Source organism: Blautia sp. ZXY-1-C6 (genome assembly GCF_056339875.1).
The window spans coordinates 1-18,101 of the sequence record NZ_JBWJVQ010000131.1 but is presented as its reverse complement, the minus strand read 5'-3'; the positions used below and the strand labels follow the sequence as shown (position 1 = coordinate 18,101).

Annotated in this window: 21 protein-coding genes; 12 read left to right on the top strand and 9 right to left on the bottom strand. The window is 42.2% G+C overall.

Translation table 11 applies throughout. The annotated features are described in order from the left end of the window. From AC075J_RS05115 to AC075J_RS05080, 8 genes are all read right to left on the bottom strand, one after another. A partial coding sequence (locus AC075J_RS05115) for a sensor histidine kinase (protein ID WP_476390100.1) occupies positions 1-1,779 on the bottom strand: 1,779 nt, incomplete at its 3' end. Then, a complete protein-coding gene (locus tag AC075J_RS05110) occupies positions 1,776-2,615 on the bottom strand; it encodes a substrate-binding periplasmic protein (protein ID WP_070102113.1) in 840 nt (279 codons plus the stop codon). The genes AC075J_RS05110 and AC075J_RS05115, both read right to left, overlap by 4 nt. Positions 2,616-2,983: 368 nt before the next feature. Continuing rightward, positions 2,984-3,682 (bottom strand): DNA/RNA nuclease SfsA, encoded by a 699-nt coding sequence (gene sfsA / locus AC075J_RS05105; RefSeq protein ID WP_055199801.1) that lies wholly within the window; start codon positions 3,680-3,682, stop codon positions 2,984-2,986. Positions 3,683-3,927: 245 nt separating this feature from the next. Further along, positions 3,928-4,590, bottom strand: a complete 663-nt coding sequence (locus tag AC075J_RS05100; protein ID WP_008706409.1) for an RloB family protein — start codon at positions 4,588-4,590, stop codon at positions 3,928-3,930. A 126-nt stretch (positions 4,591-4,716) separates the two neighbouring features. Then, positions 4,717-5,919, bottom strand: a complete 1,203-nt coding sequence (locus tag AC075J_RS05095; RefSeq protein WP_476390099.1) for an AAA family ATPase — start codon at positions 5,917-5,919, stop codon at positions 4,717-4,719. 93 nt (positions 5,920-6,012) lie between these two features. Then, positions 6,013-7,566: a recombinase family protein gene (locus tag AC075J_RS05090; protein WP_055199802.1), complete on the bottom strand. Its 1,554-nt coding sequence runs from the start codon at positions 7,564-7,566 to the stop codon at positions 6,013-6,015. Beyond that, entirely contained in the window at positions 7,559-8,602 is a 1,044-nt protein-coding gene (locus AC075J_RS05085) for a recombinase family protein (protein ID WP_476390101.1), read from the bottom strand. The genes AC075J_RS05090 and AC075J_RS05085 overlap by 8 nt, the downstream gene beginning before the upstream one ends. Positions 8,603-8,606: 4 nt before the next feature. Then, on the bottom strand, positions 8,607-8,948 hold the full coding sequence (locus AC075J_RS05080) for a recombinase family protein (protein WP_476390098.1): 342 nt from the start codon (positions 8,946-8,948) through the stop codon (positions 8,607-8,609). A gap of 324 nt (positions 8,949-9,272) precedes the next feature. On the opposite strand from AC075J_RS05080, the gene AC075J_RS05075 reads away from it, so the two are divergent. The 12 genes from AC075J_RS05075 to AC075J_RS05020 all read left to right on the top strand — a co-directional run bounded on the left by AC075J_RS05075 (position 9,273) and on the right by AC075J_RS05020 (position 17,935). Next, positions 9,273-10,256 (top strand): DUF6017 domain-containing protein, encoded by a 984-nt coding sequence (locus AC075J_RS05075; protein ID WP_007037034.1) that lies wholly within the window; start codon positions 9,273-9,275, stop codon positions 10,254-10,256. Between the two features lie 31 nt (positions 10,257-10,287). Beyond that, entirely contained in the window at positions 10,288-10,509 is a 222-nt protein-coding gene (locus tag AC075J_RS05070) for a DUF5348 domain-containing protein (protein WP_002569164.1), read from the top strand. A gap of 41 nt (positions 10,510-10,550) precedes the next feature. Next, positions 10,551-11,027, top strand: coding sequence for a PcfB family protein (locus tag AC075J_RS05065; RefSeq protein ID WP_007037035.1), 477 nt, complete (start codon positions 10,551-10,553; stop codon positions 11,025-11,027). Then, entirely contained in the window at positions 11,024-12,832 is a 1,809-nt protein-coding gene (locus AC075J_RS05060; protein ID WP_007037036.1) for a VirD4-like conjugal transfer protein, CD1115 family, read from the top strand. Before AC075J_RS05065 ends, AC075J_RS05060 begins: the two co-directional genes overlap by 4 nt. Next, positions 12,819-12,989, top strand: a complete 171-nt coding sequence (locus AC075J_RS05055) for a hypothetical protein (protein WP_002569167.1) — start codon at positions 12,819-12,821, stop codon at positions 12,987-12,989. The genes AC075J_RS05060 and AC075J_RS05055 overlap by 14 nt, the downstream gene beginning before the upstream one ends. A 411-nt stretch (positions 12,990-13,400) precedes the next feature. Next, positions 13,401-13,541: a Maff2 family mobile element protein gene (locus AC075J_RS05050; protein WP_103242224.1), complete on the top strand. Its 141-nt coding sequence runs from the start codon at positions 13,401-13,403 to the stop codon at positions 13,539-13,541. A gap of 381 nt (positions 13,542-13,922) precedes the next feature. Then, the gene (locus AC075J_RS05045) at positions 13,923-14,282 is read left to right on the top strand and encodes a BlaI/MecI/CopY family transcriptional regulator (RefSeq protein WP_008704785.1); all 360 of its coding nucleotides are present in this window, start codon (positions 13,923-13,925) and stop codon (positions 14,280-14,282) included. A gap of 10 nt (positions 14,283-14,292) precedes the next feature. Continuing rightward, entirely contained in the window at positions 14,293-15,966 is a 1,674-nt protein-coding gene (locus tag AC075J_RS05040; RefSeq protein ID WP_020993729.1) for a M56 family metallopeptidase, read from the top strand. A gap of 54 nt (positions 15,967-16,020) precedes the next feature. Beyond that, the gene (locus AC075J_RS05035) at positions 16,021-16,452 is read left to right on the top strand and encodes an RNA polymerase sigma factor (RefSeq protein ID WP_117846027.1); all 432 of its coding nucleotides are present in this window, start codon (positions 16,021-16,023) and stop codon (positions 16,450-16,452) included. Positions 16,453-16,678: 226 nt separating this feature from the next. Continuing rightward, positions 16,679-17,131, top strand: a complete 453-nt coding sequence (locus AC075J_RS05030) for a helix-turn-helix domain-containing protein (protein WP_117846029.1) — start codon at positions 16,679-16,681, stop codon at positions 17,129-17,131. Positions 17,132-17,295: 164 nt separating this feature from the next. Beyond that, positions 17,296-17,754 carry an RNA polymerase sigma factor gene (locus AC075J_RS05025; RefSeq protein WP_118512300.1) on the top strand — a complete coding sequence of 153 codons (459 nt, stop codon included), beginning with the start codon at positions 17,296-17,298 and terminating at the stop codon, positions 17,752-17,754. Further along, entirely contained in the window at positions 17,732-17,935 is a 204-nt protein-coding gene (locus AC075J_RS05020) for a helix-turn-helix domain-containing protein (protein ID WP_117457836.1), read from the top strand. Before AC075J_RS05025 ends, AC075J_RS05020 begins: the two co-directional genes overlap by 23 nt. Here AC075J_RS05020 and AC075J_RS05015 read toward each other — a convergent pair. After that, on the bottom strand, positions 17,907-18,101 hold a 195-nt coding region (locus AC075J_RS05015), incomplete at its 5' end, for a hypothetical protein (protein WP_476390097.1). The two genes, AC075J_RS05020 and AC075J_RS05015, sit on opposite strands and share 29 nt — an antisense overlap.

Sequence of the window (18,101 nt, the reverse complement as noted above, 5' to 3'; positions counted from 1 at the left end):
CACCTGCGTCAGGCGCAACTTGTCGGTAATGATATCTTCATGGAGTACATCCTGTGTATCAATATACAGCTCCTGCTGTTTAGAATGTACAGATTCCTGTATAATTGTATTTAAGTCATGCAAGATATCCGGCAGGTGTACAACTGTATATTCAATCCGTACGGAACCGTTCTCGATTCTGCTCATATCCAGCACATCATTGATTAGGCTGAGCAGATGCTGACCGGATATATGGATTTTTTTCAGATAATCCAGAACAAGCTCCTTATTGTCAATATGTGTTGTCGCAAGCGCAGTAAATCCAATGACCGCATTCATCGGCGTGCGGATATCATGAGACATATTATTCAGAAACACAGTCTTCGCCCTGTTCGCATGTTCTGCAGCCGCAAGTGCATTTCTCAGATTCCTATCCTGCGCAATCTCACGTTCTTTTTCTTCTGTCGCATCACGGATTGCAACCAGAACTGTACACAATTTCCCATCTTTATCATATCCCTGTGGCACAATGATCATTGTCATCCATCTTTCATCCACTGTCCGAGCTGTAAAACTCAGCGTTTCACGTTCTTCCAGACGTTTTGCCACCGTACTTATATCGACAAATTCCCAGTATGCCTTCTGAAATGGCTCTGCAATCACCTGCCTTATAAGTTCTTCCTGATGCGCTTTGAAAAGCATATCCCCTTTCTGATCTGGCTTCATATTTCCTGAAGATTTCAGGATTTCGATTTCCTCTGTTTTTAGATTCACAAGAGAAATAGAGGCATATGCATGCCCCAGTGCATTGATCACCCGAAGTCTTTTCTGGTCCTGAAGGATACTTCTCTTTTCTGTTCTGCTCCTGTTCACCCGATAAAGTAAGAAAAGGAGCAGTGCAAGCAGCACATAAATCACACATATAATATTTCGTGTGATGTACACCTGACTTTCCGGGAAAAAGATATATGCATCGTAGTCTTTGATCTTCTCCCGACGTCCGAACCAGTTTCCTGTCTCTGAACGAAGATGGACAATTCCATTCTCATCTACCTCAAATTTATTTTTATACTGACTTTTTGCTTCTTCTATAGAGCGGGCAGTCAGCTCCTGTCTGTTTGTACTGACAACCTTATCATCATCACAGATCACAACACTTCCATTCATCTCAAAAGGAAAGTCAGAAAATAACGATGCCATCGTCAGATCTCCGTTAAGCTCATTTACTTCCTCCTTCTGCGCATATGTGATCAGGATACCTGCTGCATCCTGTCTTGCCACTGCCGCAAAATCATAGATCTTTCCTTTATTTCTCAGACGAGTGGTATAAGTCTTTTCCGGATGCTCTGCAATATCACGTACATAATCACTTTTGATCAGCTTCTGCCACAGCGACATAGTATCTCCATCTTTTGCACTCTGTTCTGTCACCTTCAGATTCTGATCCAGTACAAGGATTCCTGTCAGGCGCTGTTCCCTGGCATATTCGTCTAGCATTTCTGTACTGAGATTTCCTTCCTGTTCTATGACTCTGCTTAATTCTGTTGTTTTGTCCAAAAGACGTACCAGGCTTTTCACCTGATCATTGGTGTTATAAATCTCATAACTTTCAATTCGGTTTTTTACAAAATCAAAGGTCTCATCCAGAGTACTGTTCAGCTTGCTATTATCTCTCGCTGTCAGCAGAAGAAAAGTCAGTATTCCGGAAAAAATCAGAATAAACACAAGCAAACACGCATTTCTGTCGACCCTCTTTTTCTTCTGTTTCTGCGGTATCTGCCTTCTTATCTGTCTGCTCATTTACTTTCTCCTCCCGGCAGAGTTTCGTCCGCATCCAATCCGTATTTTGTAACTATTTTTTCTGTAATCCCTTCGCTTTGCATCTCTGTAAGCGTTTCTGTAAGCTTTTCTGCCAATTCTTCGTGAGTTCCTTTTTTGAAAGCAATTCCAAGTTCTGATTTATAAGGACTTTCCTCCAGCATACGGTAAACGCCCTTGCCATCCTGTATCAGACTGCCAAGCATTGCCTCATGTCCCGCAATCGCATCTGCATAATTTTTTCTAAGTGCAGCATAAAGCTCATTCGACGAAGAAAAACAGTTCACCTGTTCTGCATGCGGAAGATCTGATTTTATATTATGAAGAAAGAGATCTTCTGCTTTTGTAGTCGCCTGAACTGCAATCCTCTTCCCTTTCAGATCCTGAAGTGTCCGGATTTCACTCTCGGCTCTTACAACCACCATCTGACGACTGTACATATACGGTCCTGCCCACTGATATTTGTTTTCTCTTTCATTCATGGAATAGCAGCTCCACAGACAGTCTATTGTTCCATCTGACAAAAGTTTCTCTTTATCTTCCCAGACAACCTTCTCAAATTCAGGCTGATAACCCAGCCTCTGAAAGGCTTCCTCTGCAAGTTCCACATCAATACCTTTATACTCGCCATCACTCGTCTGATAGCTGTAAGGTTCAAAATAATCTATTCCGATAACAATCTCCGGCAATTCACTGTCCGATGTTTTCTCTTTCTTTATTCCACATCCTCCCGGTATAAGGCTGCCTGCCAGAAGAAGTGCTGCAATACAAATTCTTTTTCTGCGGGTATGGGAGTCATTCTTTCGATTTTTTCTCATATCCAGTTCCTTTCCATTTATTACTGTTTCATAACCTGCGTGTCAGTGACCTTGTTTTCCCAATTAAAACAGAGGGCTTATCCAATTCGGGTAAACATCAAAACGGTGCAAAAAAAGTCCCACGTAAAAAACTTTTACAGGAACTTTTTTCATAATCATCTCAGTTTTTTGACTGATCTTCCTATAAATCTATCAACAAAACTTCTGATACAGATTATACATTTCATATACTTTCATGTCTACAATTATTTACTGCTCTGAAATATAAAACACACGTTACTGTTCACAGTAACGTAGCCAAAATTCATTCCAGATTGCCTGCGGCAATGGAATTTTGAATAGGACCTGCTGATTGCGGGAATACTTTTTTATTTCCAGTCAGAAGCAAGGCATACAGGTACCGGATCCTGAATTTCCATTCTGTCAGGTTCTACCAGGCAGTCATAGGCCAAAATATGCACTCCTGCCTTTTTTGCCTCCTGCAGGGTTTCTCCAAATTCCCGATGAGTCTCCCAGTTGGGCTCAAACCTGTCAACTCCCTTCATCTGGATCACCAGAAGCAGATAAGCTTCGTATCCTTCCTGCATACAATGGATCAGCTCCTTCAGATGTTTCACACCTCTTTCTGTCGGTGCATCGGGGAAGCGTGCTATATTATCCGACTCCAGAGTGACACCTTTTACTTCTATAAAAGCCTTGCGTTTCTCTGAACAGACATAAAGATCAAATCTGGAATTTCCATAGGTCTTCTCCGGCGTTACCTGAACTTTTTCCGGAAAAAGATGTCCTGCCTTTACCCACTCCAGTGCTGCTTTATTGGGAATCTGAGAATCCATATTAATCAGGCCCCTGCCCTTTTTATTTACGCAGATTAGATCATAGGCTGTCTTTCTCGCCGGATTGCTACTCTTTTCCAGAAAAACCTGTGTACCCGGGACCAGAAGCTCCCTGCACCTGCCTGTATTCTTTACATGAACCGTTTCCACCTGCCCATTGATCTCCACATGTGCAATAAACCGATTAGGACGATCTATGAAACGGCCCTCTGTGATATGTTCGTACTTCATTTTTTCTGCTCCTCTTTACGCATTGTATACATACCATAACATGTTTTCCTCATACCTACAACATTTTCATTTTGGAAAACTATTCTCCAAACAAAGTGCCCCCGAGGATGTCAAGTCATTGCTACAAAAAATATGCGGCTCTTTTGCCACCAAAATGGCTTAAAACCGCATATTTCTGTATAGAGGACGTTATATAATTGTCACAAAGTAGGTGGGGAGGATGTAACGTCATTGCTACATCTTTTCTATCCTAATGCGTCAATATTTATTCCTACTTTCGCAAATAAAAATTGTAGCAACACATGCATTTGCGTATCTGGATTATCATAATATCTGTTTTCTTTTGGCGTTTTATTTGCCTCTTTACCCTGATTATCCTCTGATATTTTTTTACCCCTTTGAATTGCATTCTTTATATCAGATAATCCGATTTGATTGACTATTTCCGTTACCCTTTTTTCTTTTTTTATGTTTGCATCTGCTGCTAACCCAAAAACTTGTCGTAATTTATCAGCATATGCATCCTGATTTTGTACTATATCAAAATAGTCTTCTTTATGAAGAATCAGCCATAAATCAAAACAATAATTTGTATATCCTAATTCAATCTTATTTTCTATTGCCAAATCTATTGCTTCTTCATACTTATCCTTTTTTCCGTCATAATCAAAAACAGATACTTTGTTTTCCTTACCAATAGATTTCTGAATAGTTCGTTCTACCACACACTTAGGATTTCCGCCATATGGTTCCGCATAATCAAATACTAAATCATGCGTTCTTTCTTCAACGCAATTCACTAATTCTGCTACTTTATCAAAATATATTCTTTCCTGGTTTTTTCCCTCACATCCTACAATGCAGAGGAATTGTGGTCTTCGTATTTTATTGTTCTTTGGACGATTCAAGATTATTCGCCTCTCTTTCCAATATGTGCTTAAATGCAATTTCCAAATCCATATGTGGCAATGCTCCATATTTTCCATTCAAATAATTTTTTAATATTCTTTCTTCTGGACGTAATTTGTAATCTGCTAAAGAATATATTCGCTCACCATATCATTCCTTCGCTTTTCAACCATTACAATTTGATCATGTCTAAGCAATTCACCGTCTAAATATATTGGATTATGCGTATTGAAAATTAACTGAGCATTATTTTTATTGATATCTTTATTGTTAAAAATTCTTATCAGCGATACAACAATTTCAAAATGCAATGAAGCATCCATTTCATCCAAAACAATGACCCCGCCATTATCTAAAACATCTATAAACGGTTGTAACAATCTAATCAAATGGATAGTTCCTCTCGATTCCATCAGCTCTGAATCTACAATCATGGATATTGCATATTTTTTTTGTGGTTGCTCATCTTTTCTTAATGGTACTTGATACATTGAACACATAGATAATTCATCATTATCTGTTTCTGCCATAAATCCAATTTTTTGATTTCCAAACTCAGCTATATTCATAACTTCTTTAACTGAGGCACTTTCGAAAATATTTCTACGAATATCTTTATCTGGTTTTTTATTAAATATCGTCTTTAAGTCTTTTTGTCTAAAATTCATGTCATTTGCATTCATAATAACATTAAATTTTTCAAACCATAAATTAAAATCCTCAAAATATTTTTTATCAAACAAATTGCTAATTGCACCTGCTACAACTAACTTTTGTTTATCCAATGTCTGGTTCAATTTGTGAATCAAGCGTTCAGAAAAATCCGCATCATCCTTATTAATATAACCTTTTTTTACTAATTTCTTTACATCCACATAAATTTGATTTTCATCATCTCGTGAAAAGAACAAGTCATCATTAACATAAAGAACCTCTTCTTCAATTTTATATACATCAATATCCGTAAACTTAATTCCGTATCTATAAATATTATTTTGAGTGGAAAATGTAATTTCTAAAGAAACCGGATCATACCAACTTGTATCTCTAATAAAAGATAACATACTTTTATAAGATTCCAGCTCTTTGCAATTTAAGGTTCCTTTCATAACCATTTTTTTTAATATATCCATTGCCAACACAATGTTGGATTTTCCACATGCATTTGCTCCATAAATGACAGTCATTGGTAATACTCTTAACTTATTACCATTTACACTTTTATCTATCACATAATCATTATGCGTTTTCTGTTTACTTGAAAGCATTGTAAAAAAAGTCTCATCTTTAAATGACCTAAAGTTTTCCATTTTAAAGTTTAACAACATTTTTTTTGCATCTCCTTTCCATTTCTTTATATAATTATACATCATTATTGCTTTTTATCAACAATTTTATTGTTATTATATGCTAATTTGTTGCTATTTATACTCCACCTCCACTCTCCCGTCATCATACACATATATTCCCTGCACATATTCTTCCAGCATCTCTCGTGTCAGATTCTCATAGCCTAAATACTTCAACATTTGCTCCACCGGAACATTCTTTTTCATCAGGATTTCTTTCTCGTCGTTTATCAACTCATCCAGTTCCTGTACACGTTTCTGCAGTCGTTCTCTTTCTTCTTCCAACTGCTTCTTGGCTTCCATAAACTGATTCTGGTTCATCTGTCCCTCGTGATACTTCTCATAGTTCTGGCGGTTCTGGATTTTTATTTGTTCTTGACACTTTTCACAATCTGCACTTTCCGTCTTATAGGCTTCTATACTTTCCTCATGCTGTTTTCTCATGGATTGCTGCATCTGTTCTTGGCTGATATTCTGACGTAAGTAAGCCTTTATTTCTGCCAGCACGATATGCTCCAGCATTTTGTTATCCGCTTTCCCGGCAAAACATCCTGTATCTTCTTTTCCTTTACTGTAAGCACAGCTATAAAGAATATGACTATGAATCGGACTGCTTGAAGTCAGGCTTCTGCAACAATTCCCGCATTTTACATAGCCACCTAATAGTGTTGTTTCCCTGTCAAATTTGCTTTTCTTGGTGTATCTGATCTGAAGGGACTGTGCTTTTTCAAAAACTTCTTTTGATACAATCGGCTCGTGATGATTTTCCATCACTTTCCACTGATTTCTCGGTACCGGTACTTCTTTCCCAGTTCCGGGATCTGGAATCTTTGTCTTTCCATAGACCATACAGCCTATATAAGTCTTATCATCTACAATCTTCCGTATCATATCACTCGTCCACTGCAATCCTCTTGATGAAGCTTTCTTACTGCCTGATTTCTGTCGTCTGCTCATAGACTGCAAGGGAGTCAATACACCCTCTTCATTGAATAACTTACAAATCTCCATCTTGGAATATCGCTGATTGGTCAGTTCAAATACTCTGCGGATCACTTCTGCTTCGTCCTCTACAATCACCAGTTCTCTCTTATTTTCAGGATTGATTCGATACCCATAAGGTGCAGAGCCACAGCAATATTCACCTTTTCCTCGTCGGGTGCTGACTGCTGCCTTTACCTTTACAGACTGGTCTTTCACATAAAAGTCTGCGATCAGTCCTTTAAACTGTACTTCGATGTCTGAATTCTTTCCTTTATAATCTTTAGAATCATATCGATCTGAGATAGAAATGAAGCGTACTCCAAGAAATGGAAAAATCTGCTCTAGATAAGTTCCCATCTCAATATAGTTTCTGGCAAAACGGGAAAAATCTTTTACCACAATACACTGAACTTTATTCTCTCTGGCAAGTTCCAGAACCTGCTTAATTGCCGGGCGCTCCATACTGGAACCAGAATATCCGTCATCGTAAAACTCCTGAAATGGCATAGCAGCAAGCTCCGGAATATGGGAAATATAATCTTTTACCAGTTTTCTCTGATTGATAATGCTGTTACTTTCTCCCTCTGAATCATCTTCCATGGAAAGACGGTAATATCCAATAATCAGTTTCTGATCACTCATGTTCTACCGCCCCCTTAAACCCGAAGTTGATTTCCAGTCTGCCATCACCATACAGATACATACTTTCAATCAAGCCCTCTGCAAGTTCCGCATTGATTCTGGTTGTCCCATCCAGTTCCAACAGACTTCGTAAAAATCTGGCTTCTTCTTTCTGCTGTTTTTCCAGCTTTCGTATGGTCTGCTCCAGAGACTTCTTTCTCTCTTCACAAAACTCTTTCCAGTTATTACGGTCATCTTTCATTTCTATATAGGCTTCTTTGGAAAGTTCACCCTCTTTATATTTCATAAATGCCTGTGCCAGTTTTTCTGAACGTCTTTCCATATCTGCATCCAGTTTTCTGATCTCAGTTTGAATCTCATTGATTTTGGAAAGAAATACCGCACTGCTTATAACAGACATATCCTTTTTCCGCAATCCAGATAACTGAAACTGTCTGGTCAGCTCCGAACGGACAATTTTCTGCAGCTTCTCCTCGGAAATAGATTTGTGACTACATTTTCTTTCATCCCGATACCAGGCAGCATTGCAAAAGTAATACACATTGCCTCTGTATCTACGTGTACACATTTTCCGCTTACAATCACCACAATAGAATACATTGTAAAATGCTCTTTCATCATCTTCCCACCCTGCAGTAGTTTTTGTTGCTTTCTGTTGTGCTGCTTTTAGCCTGACCTGTGCTTTTTCAAACAATTCTCTGCTAATAATTGGCTCATGGGCATTTGGCGTAATAATCCACTGGCTCTCGTCCAATATGTCACACCATTTTTCACCTCTTTGAAATCTGGATTCATATTTTCTCTGAACCAGATCGCCATAATAATTATTCCGGTTCAGCACTGCACGTATCGAAGAATTTCCCCACTGATGAAGGTTCTCTCCGTCCTGACAGTACACATGATGATATTGGTTATAATCTGAAATCCGATGTACCCTATCCTCAAACAGCCTGTCAATAATGCCCTGTATGCCATCTCCCGAAGCATATTCTTCAAAAATCCTGCGGACAATCTTTGCAGCTTCCGGTTCCACCATCAACTTATAAATTCCATTTTATCTTTTCCACACAATATCCATATGGAGCTGTAGATCCCACATACTCACCGTTTTTTTGTGCAATACGTTTCGCTGCCCGTTCTTTTGCGGAAATGTCTTTCGCATAAGCATCATTCACCAGATTCTTGATATTCATGGATAATTCCTGATTCTTGGCATCCGGTGCAAATGAATCATAGTTGTCACATACAGAAATAAACCGCACTTTCATAAAAGGAAGAATCTTTTCCAGATAGTTGCCAGTTTCGATATAATTTCTTCCAAATCGTGAGAAATCCTTTACCAGAATACAGTTTATTTTACCTTCCCTGACATCATTCATCATCCGTTCAAATCCCGGTCTGTCAAAAGCTGACGTTAGATAACGATACTTTTGAAAACACTGGAAAATCAAGGTTTTTCGAGCGACGGACAAGCAGGGTATTGTACTAAAAACTGAATACGACGCAGAAGCGGCGTTTCTTACTCTCTACATGGGAGAACAGGAACGCCGCTTTTTTCATGCCCTTTGTTACGCAGTAGGGGCAGAAAAAGCCTTGCTACAAGCGGTTTTCCGGGCGCGTATCTGGCGCGGAAAGGGATTTATACCTTATCCCCCGAAACCGCGCTTCTACTGCGTAACAAATCCAAAGCAAAGGAGCTATGAACTATGGCAGTTTTCAGAGTGGAACGAAACAAGGGCTATACCGTAATGAGCAACCACCACCTACGCAACAAGGAGCTTTCCCTAAAGGCAAAGGGGCTGTTGTCGCAAATGCTGTCACTCCCCGAAGATTGGGACTACACCTTGAAAGGCTTATCCCTTATCAACCGGGAGAAGATAGACGCTATCCGCGAAGCCATTAAGGAACTTGAACGCGCCGGGTATATCGTCCGTTCAAGGGAGCGCGACGAGAAAGGACGCTTGCGGGGCGCGGACTATGTGATATTCGAGCAGCCGCAGCCGCCTACGCCGGATTTACCTACATTGGAAAATCCAACATTGGATAATCCAATGCAGGAAAAACCAACATTGGAAAAACCTACGTTGGAAAATCCAACGCAATTAAATAAAGATATACAAAGAACTGACTTACCAAAAAAAGAAAAATCAAATACAGATTTATCAAGTACCCATTCCATTCCTATCCTTTCCCCTAACCCCTCTCCTTGCAGAGAAGCGGCTGCGCCGCCGGAACGGAAAGGAACGGAAGCGGCAGCACAGAGCGCAGTTGATATATACCGGGAAATCATCAAGGACAATATCGACTACCACATTCTCAAACAGGACATGAAGTTTGACAGTGACAGGCTGGACGAGATTGTAGACCTCATGCTTGAAACCGTATGCACCGCCAGAAAGCGGGTACGGATTGCGGGGGACGACTACCCGGCAGAGCTTGTGAAGTCAAAGTTTATGAAACTAGACGGCGAGCATATCCGCTTTGTGCTTGACTGTATGCGGGAGAACACAACCAAAATCCGCAACATCAAGCAATATCTGAAAGCCGCCCTTTTCAACGCCCCGTCCACAATCGGCAACTACTACACTTCCCTTGTCGCCCATGACATGGCAAGCGGCGCACTGTCACCGAAAAAGCCGCAGTACGGCGACCCGGACTATTATTCATGCAATGAGGGCGAAAGCCTGTAACCACCCACAACCACAAAAGGAGGATTTTATTATGGCACAGAAAATGACAGGAGCATTGGTATTTGACGAGCGCACCGACCGTTACGACATCCGCTTTGACTTAAACAGCTACTACGGGGGCTTGCATTGCGGCGAGTGCTTTGACGTATTCGTGCGGGGCAAGTGGAAGCCGACCCGGATTGAGTACGGCGACAACTGGTATCTTGTGGGTATCAGAGCCGAGGACTTGAACGGGCTGCGGGTGCGTATCTGACCGCCGCCCCATAAAGAAACGCGAAAGGAGGACGCGACAAATTGCAGGACGAAGTAAACGAAAAGACCATAGCCCTTTACATCAAGACCGGGAAGCTGACCGCGCAGACGCTCCAAAAGGCAATGAAAGCCATACTGTCAAAGGGCAAAAAGCAGCTTGCAAAACCGCCACAGGGCAAGCAGAGCTTAAAGCAGCTTATGAAGCAGAACGCGGGCGTTTCCAACATTGAGATTACCGAGGGCAATATCAAAGCCTTTGAGAGTACGGCGAAAAAGTACGGTATCGACTTTGCGCTGAAAAAGGACGCGACGGAAAGCCCGCCCCGCTATCTGGTTTTCTTCAAGGGGCGGGACGCGGACGTACTGACCGCAGCCTTTAAGGAATTTTCCGCAAAAAAGCTGACACAGGAGAAAAAGCCCTCAATCCGAAAGCTGCTCTCTACCCTCAAAGAAGCTGCACAGGGCAGAAACGCGGAACGGGCAAAGGTCAAGAACAAGGACAGGGAGGTATCGCTATGAAGCCGGAAATCAAGAAGCTGCTTATCCTAAATCTCCCGTATCTGCTCTTTGTCTGGCTCTTTGATAAAGTGGGCGCGGCTGTCCGGCTCTCCCCCGGCGCGGACGCAAGCGCAAAGCTGCTACATCTTGGGGACGGTTTTACCGCCGCCTTTTCCAGTATCGCGCCGAGCTTCCACCCGGCAGACTTAGCTTTAGGCATTGCGGGGGCGGTCATTGTCCGGCTGATTATCTACACCAAAGGCAAGAACGCGAAGAAATACCGCCGCGGGACAGAATACGGTTCGGCGCGTTGGGGCGGGGCTGACGACATAAAGCCGTACACCGACCCGGTATTTGAGAACAATATCCCCTTAACGCAGACGGAACGGCTCACCATGAACAGCCGCCCGAAGCAGCCGAAATACGCAAGAAACAAAAATATCCTTGTAATCGGCGGTTCCGGCAGCGGCAAGACCCGGTTCTTTGTGAAACCGTCGCTCATGCAATGTACGTCAAAGGATTTTCCAACGTCGTATATCGTCACTGACCCGAAAGGAACACTGATTTTGGAAACCGGGAAAATGTTACAGCGGTACAAATACCGTATCAAAGTGCTAAATACGATTAACTTCAAAAAATCCATGAAATACAATCCCTTTGCCTATCTGCGGAGCGAAAAGGACATTTTGAAGTTAGTCAATACCATTATCGCCAACACCAAAGGCGACGGGGAAAAATCCGGCGAGGATTTCTGGGTGAAAGCGGAAAAGCTCTACTACACCGCGCTAATCGGCTACATCTGGTATGAAGCCCCGGAGGACGAGAAGAACTTCACGACGCTGCTTGAGATGATAAATGCGTCGGAAGCCCGCGAGGACGACGAGGATTTCCAGAACCCGGTTGACCTCATGTTTGAACGTCTGGAAGAAAAAGACCCGGAACATTTTGCAGTCAAGCAGTACAAAAAATACAAACTTGCGGCGGGCAAGACCGCAAAAAGCATACTTATCTCATGCGGCGCGAGGTTAGCCCCATTCGACATTAAGGAGCTGCGGGAGCTTATGGAAACCGACGAAATGGAGCTTGACACCATAGGCGACAGAAAGACCGCCCTTTTCGTCATCATCAGCGACACCGACGACACTTTTAACTTTGTCGTTTCAATCCTTTACACACAGCTATTCAACTTGCTTTGTGACAAGGCAGATGATGAATACGGCGGGCGGCTTCCCGTCCATGTTAGGTGCTTACTTGATGAATTTGCGAATATCGGGCAGATACCAAAGTTTGAAAAGCTCATTGCAACGATACGGAGCCGGGAAATATCCGCGTCAATCATCTTGCAGAGCCAGTCACAGCTAAAAGCCATTTACAAAGACAACGCCGATACCATAGTCGGCAACTGCGACACCACGCTTTTCTTGGGCGGCAAGGAGAAAACCACCCTTAAAGAAATATCGGAAATTTTAGGAAAAGAAACGATAGACAGCTTTAACACGTCCGAAACAAGGGGGCGGGAGCTTTCGCATGGGCTGAACTATCAGAAATTGGGAAAGCAGCTTATGACGGAAGATGAAATTGCAGTCATGGACGGAGGGAAATGTATCTTGCAGCTACGCGGGGTGCGCCCGTTCTTTTCGGACAAATTCGACATAACGAAGCACCCGAAATACAAGTACCTGTCCGACGCAGACCCGAAGAACGCCTTTGACATGGAAAAGCACCTTAAACGCCGCCCCGCCATTGTCAAGCCCGACGAGGTTTTTGACTATTACGAGCTTGACGCGGCAGACTTACAGGAGGACGCAGACCATGAGGAAACGTAGCGCAGAGGAAAAACAAAAGCAGCTTGAACGGTTTTTAATGAATGTTGCGGAAGCCGCCGACGCTGCATTATGGGAGTATTGGCGGGAAAAGGAAGCGGAACACCGCCGTTTTGCAACGGAGTATGTCACGCGCCGGGGGCTTATCCCGCAACAGTGACAGCATGGCAGACCGCCGGGGGACAGGGGAAGCTACACTTCCCCTACGCTGCCTTGCGGCAGCTACCCCTTTGTGAACTTGCGGGAAGCGAACACCTTGCTACGCAAGCTATTCACTTCCCGCAAGTCTGAAAAAAACGTCCGGCAGCACAGCGGAACACAGAAAGGAGCGATTGAAGCAATCACATCTATCCATACCGGCTACATGATACGCGCCCCCACTTTCCGGCGCAGTACACAGCGGCAGGAGCCGCACCCCTTACAACTGAATACCGCCGCGCCGCAGAACTTACGCAGCGCGGGGACAGCCGCCTTTACCAGAGGGCGGTTTTTTTGTGCGGCGGCGACCATACGCTGACCGCCTTTTGTCCGCTTGCCGGACAGCCGCAGACGCGGCAGAAAGGATATATTTATGGCATTTTTCAATAGCGCAGTAGACGTTTTGCAGACCCTTGTTGTAGCACTTGGAGCCGGGCTTGGTATCTGGGGCGTAATCAATCTGATGGAGGGCTACGGCAATGACAATCCGGGCGCAAATGCTCATGTACAGTAAAGAAGCAAACAACCGAAAACAAGAGATAGACCGCCAGCACCACACTATTCCGAACCAAAGAGCAAACGACAAGCACCATGGAAATGTGTATAACTTGCTATTCCGTTATGGAAAAGTCCGTTCACAGAACATGGAAAAGCTAAAGAGCAGCTTTCCCACATTCTGCAAACGGACTTTCCCACAACTCCATAAGATAGCAAGTTATGCACATTACGCACAGTGCCGACTGCTGCGGAAGCCCTCTCATTTCATTATCTATTCAAGAAAATAAATTATGAATTTTTTCTTAACACTACTGCGGTAGTGTTGACAACCGATTAAGAAAGGTGTAATGTGTAATCAAGCAGAAACTACTGCGGTCTTGTGGAAAGGAGGAAACAAATGGATATTAAACTTTTCGATTCAGAATTGAAAGTAATGTGTGTGCTTTGGAACGAGGGCGACACCACTGCAAAACACATATCCGACGTTCTGAAAAAAGAAATTGGCTGGAACATGAATACTACCTACACACTGATAAAAAGGTGTATCAAAAAAGGGGCGATTGAACGTTCCGAGCCTAATTTCATGTGCCATGCCCTTATTCCCAAAGAAGAAGTACAGGAAGCGGAAACAAAAGAATTGGTTGACAAGATTTATGACGGTTCAGTTGACAAACTGTTTGCAGCCCTGTTAGGCAGAAAAAAGCTTTCCGCTGAACAGATTCAGAAGCTCAAGCAGATTGTGGAAGATTTGGAATGAGGTGGTGTAAATGAATTTACTGCAAATGAGCTTTTCGGGGGCTGCTTTCATTACTGCGGTAGTGATTATCCGTGCGGTGGCAATCAATAAACTGCCGAAAAAGACTTTTCTTGTTTTATGGGAATTGGTGATATTAAGACTGCTTATCCCGTTTTCGATTCCGTCAATGTTTAGTGTTTATACGTTGGTAACTCATAGCATATCTTCTACAACATTGCCGGAAGCTGGAACAGATTACAACATTCCCACTATGCAAGGGCTGTTTGTTACGACACAGGGAGCAGAACAGCCGCCAGAGAATATTTTATCATCTGTTTCCATGTGGTTTATTGTATGGTGTGCAGGAATAATACTTATCGCATTGTTTTTTGTAATATCCTATTTGCGTTGTCTGATTGAATTTCGGACAGCTTTACCCGTCCACAACCATTATGTAGAAAAGTGGCTGGCGGAACGCCCATTGAAACGTCCAATTTTGGTAAAGCAATCTGATAGGATTTCCGCCCCATTAACTTATGGCATTTTCCGTCCTGTTATTTTGGTGCCGAAAAAAATGGACTGGAAAAATGAAAAACAACTGCAATATGTCCTCTCACATGAATATGTGCATATTTATCGCTATGATACTGTAACAAAGCTGATTGCGACACTTGCCCTTTGTATTCATTGGTTCAACCCCTTTGTGTGGGTGATGTATATTCTTTTTAACCGTGATATAGAACTGGCTTGTGATGAAAGCGTCATACGACAATTTGGAGAAAAATCAAAATCTGCCTATTCGCTAATGCTTATCAACATGGAAGCAACGAAAAGTGGGCTATTGCCATTTTGTAACAGCTTTAGTAAAAATGCTATCGAAGAAAGGATAACTGCTATTATGAAAACAAAAAAAACAACTATTTTTTCGCTGGTACTGGCGTGTCTGATTGTTGTCGGGGTAGCTACAGCATTTGCAACTTCCGCCCAAGCTAATAATAATCCAATTTTTGAAGAACAGGAGTACAAACCAATACATGCTTCCGAGAATGCTTCAGATTACGATACGGCGGCAGAACTGCCCGGCGGTAATATTGACTATGGGATATATGAAGAATATGGATTGATTTATGATAAGAATAGCAAGTGCTACACTTACAAGGGAAATGTTGTCCGATTTTTTAATGACCCAGTGGGCGGCGCAAGTTTTACCAATTTCTTTACGGGAACAGTAGATATTGAAGCGGAACGGGATACAAACGATAAACTTATTGGTATTCGGGAATGCACAAAAGAAGTTTATGACAGGCATACAGAAAAGTATGAAAATTCAGGACTTAAATCAATGCCCGCTGGCACTTCTACAGAAAATGGAGATATGATTAGAAATCATGAATCTTACAGCATGGAATCTGGAGATAAGACAGAAAACATGAATACGCTCCAAGATTATGAATCCTATGGCATAGTTTATCACCCAAAAGATGGGTATTGGTACTACAACGACCAGATAATTGGTATATTCATTGATACTAAAAAACCCATCATCTATTTTAATAACAGTGGCAGTATATATCTTTCCATTGCTGAAAATAGTGAAAATGGAGTTATGGAGATTAAGGAAATTTCCGAAGCGGAAGCACAAAAACTTTTACGGGATAATAATTCGGGCAATTCTGCTTCATTCACAGTAGAAACCTTGAAATAACAAGTGTCTTATAAACCATACGCCGTATTATGTGGGAGAAAGGGGGAACTATTTATGCCTTGCACAGAAGCATATAAGGAGCATATCGAGTACACCTTTGATGCCTTTTGCAGAGTTGTCATACACTATGCAGCTATCAACGCATGGCGTGACAGGGATAAGCGGCGGCAAAGGGAAATATCTTTTGAATACCTTACAGAAGAAAAGTTTTATCCATTCTGTACGTCAGACACCTATTTCATAGACCCCTACAAGCAATACCCGGTTATGATGTGTGGTCAGAGGGTTATCCTCACAAACGGGAATCTTGCAGCCGCTTTGTCCTCTCTGCCGGAGAAAAAGAGGGAAATCATCTACCTTTACTTTTTGGGGCATTACACACAGCAGGAAATCGGGGAAATGTACGGACGCTGCCGGAGTACGACCGGGTATCAAATCCGCAGGACTTTACAGCTCCTGCATAAATGCTCATGTGTGATAAAGTAACACAACTAAAATAAAGAAAGACAGCCCACTATTCCGTAAAATAATGGAGTAATAGAGAAAACGTTTTTTCTATGCTAAAATAGGCATATAAAGTAGAATGACAATCAAGATATACAAGAAAGCACTTAAACTCCACCGTTTGTCATGTAATTGTATAGCTTACTTGCTAGAGTGCAAATGAGTATTTTGATAAGATTTATACACAAAATCAAAAGGAGGAACACATATGGAGTTCGCAGAAAAACTTATAGCACTACGCAAAAGTAGAGAATTAACACAGGAACAACTGGCTGAGCAGATTAATGTTTCAAGACAGTCTATTTCAAAATGGGAAAGTGGGCAGGTCATACCCGAAGTAGAAAAGATTGTTGAACTAAGCAAAGTATTCGATGTTACCGTGGATTATCTGTTAAAACCATCAGAGATAGATGAATTATCGGTTAAAACAGAAATTCTGGAACAACAACAGAAACAGATGTTAGTTAGGGAACAGAAACGCACTCAAATTTCCAAAAATATTATGTATTCGATTGGAATTTATTTGATTTTTTTTGCAGTCTATTTCATTGGGCATTTCTATTTTGAAATATGGAATGCTTCTGTAATTCTTGCAGAATTACTCATTGCAACCGCGATTGTAGTTTTTGTTTGGGTAAGGAGTTTTTCCGACAAATCATAAAGAGATAGAATTTGTAGCAAAACCAGCAGAGCCAGTCAACGGTAAGATGAACGGGCTGCGCCCGCCGTTGACAGCCCCGCCCGTCTTTGCTGTTCGGCAATCAAGAGGGCGACAGCTTAAAAGGCTGCCGCCCTCTGTCACTATTCAGAAAGGGGGTATTTTCCATGACCGAACACGAAAAATATCAAGAGCATATCCGGCACACTCACAATGCCTTTTGTATGATTGTTATTCGCCACGCTGCCATAGACGCAGCACAGAGTATACGAAGCCGCCGAGGCAAGGAAATCTCCCTTGACTACCTCATGGACGAAAAGCATTATCCGTTCAGTACAACAGATGAATACTTTGCAGAAGTGCCGACAAGCATGGAATATCCATTTACGGCTTGCGGTCAAACTGTCCTGTTGAAAAGTCCGCACCTTGCCGCAGCCCTGTCCTCTCTATCGGAAATGGAACAGGAAATCATTTATCTGTACTACTTTGAGCGTATGACCCATAAGGAAATCGGCAAGCGGTACGGACGGACACACAGCACCACTGGGAGGCACATACAGATAATTTTACAGAGATTGCAGGCAGAGTTGGAGGGCTTACACCATGAGCCAGCTACTTCCCTATGAAACAATAGTAAAGGCAAGCGAGGGTGACCCGGAAGCCGTTGCAGCCGTGCTATCCCACTATGCTGGATATATCCGAGCCTGTTCCAAAATGGACGGTCATATCAATGTGGAAATGCAGGAGCATATCATTCAAAAACTGATAGAAAGCCTGTTCAAATTCCGCTTTGACCGTGACAACTGAATAACCCACCGCCCATCACAGCGGCATACAAGCAGTAAGTCTGAAAAGATTTGCTGCTTTTTTTACGCCCTTTTTCAAAAAATCTTTCCGTTCCATTTGGCAAAAGTGCCTGTTCCGGTGTAGTAGGGATTAAGGGGAGATTTACGAAAAATGCAGCCGTGTCTTT

What these genes read in the sequence shown, in the direction of transcription:
- AC075J_RS05110 (WP_070102113.1), bottom strand. Translation starts at nt 2,615, where the DNA reads ATGAGAAAAAATCGAAAGAATGACTCCCATACCCGCAGAAAAAGAATT.
- sfsA (WP_055199801.1), bottom strand. Translation starts at nt 3,682, where the DNA reads ATGAAGTACGAACATATCACAGAGGGCCGTTTCATAGATCGTCCTAAT.
- AC075J_RS05095 (WP_476390099.1), bottom strand. Translation starts at nt 5,919, where the DNA reads ATGTTGTTAAACTTTAAAATGGAAAACTTTAGGTCATTTAAAGATGAG.
- AC075J_RS05090 (WP_055199802.1), bottom strand. Translation starts at nt 7,566, where the DNA reads ATGAGTGATCAGAAACTGATTATTGGATATTACCGTCTTTCCATGGAA.
- AC075J_RS05085 (WP_476390101.1), bottom strand. Translation starts at nt 8,602, where the DNA reads ATGGTGGAACCGGAAGCTGCAAAGATTGTCCGCAGGATTTTTGAAGAA.
- AC075J_RS05080 (WP_476390098.1), bottom strand. Translation starts at nt 8,948, where the DNA reads ATGATGAATGATGTCAGGGAAGGTAAAATAAACTGTATTCTGGTAAAG.
- AC075J_RS05075 (WP_007037034.1), top strand. Translation starts at nt 9,273, where the DNA reads ATGGCAGTTTTCAGAGTGGAACGAAACAAGGGCTATACCGTAATGAGC.
- AC075J_RS05070 (WP_002569164.1), top strand. Translation starts at nt 10,288, where the DNA reads ATGGCACAGAAAATGACAGGAGCATTGGTATTTGACGAGCGCACCGAC.
- AC075J_RS05060 (WP_007037036.1), top strand. Translation starts at nt 11,024, where the DNA reads ATGAAGCCGGAAATCAAGAAGCTGCTTATCCTAAATCTCCCGTATCTG.
- AC075J_RS05055 (WP_002569167.1), top strand. Translation starts at nt 12,819, where the DNA reads ATGAGGAAACGTAGCGCAGAGGAAAAACAAAAGCAGCTTGAACGGTTT.
- AC075J_RS05050 (WP_103242224.1), top strand. Translation starts at nt 13,401, where the DNA reads ATGGCATTTTTCAATAGCGCAGTAGACGTTTTGCAGACCCTTGTTGTA.
- AC075J_RS05045 (WP_008704785.1), top strand. Translation starts at nt 13,923, where the DNA reads ATGGATATTAAACTTTTCGATTCAGAATTGAAAGTAATGTGTGTGCTT.
- AC075J_RS05040 (WP_020993729.1), top strand. Translation starts at nt 14,293, where the DNA reads ATGAATTTACTGCAAATGAGCTTTTCGGGGGCTGCTTTCATTACTGCG.
- AC075J_RS05035 (WP_117846027.1), top strand. Translation starts at nt 16,021, where the DNA reads ATGCCTTGCACAGAAGCATATAAGGAGCATATCGAGTACACCTTTGAT.
- AC075J_RS05030 (WP_117846029.1), top strand. Translation starts at nt 16,679, where the DNA reads ATGGAGTTCGCAGAAAAACTTATAGCACTACGCAAAAGTAGAGAATTA.
- AC075J_RS05025 (WP_118512300.1), top strand. Translation starts at nt 17,296, where the DNA reads ATGACCGAACACGAAAAATATCAAGAGCATATCCGGCACACTCACAAT.
- AC075J_RS05020 (WP_117457836.1), top strand. Translation starts at nt 17,732, where the DNA reads ATGAGCCAGCTACTTCCCTATGAAACAATAGTAAAGGCAAGCGAGGGT.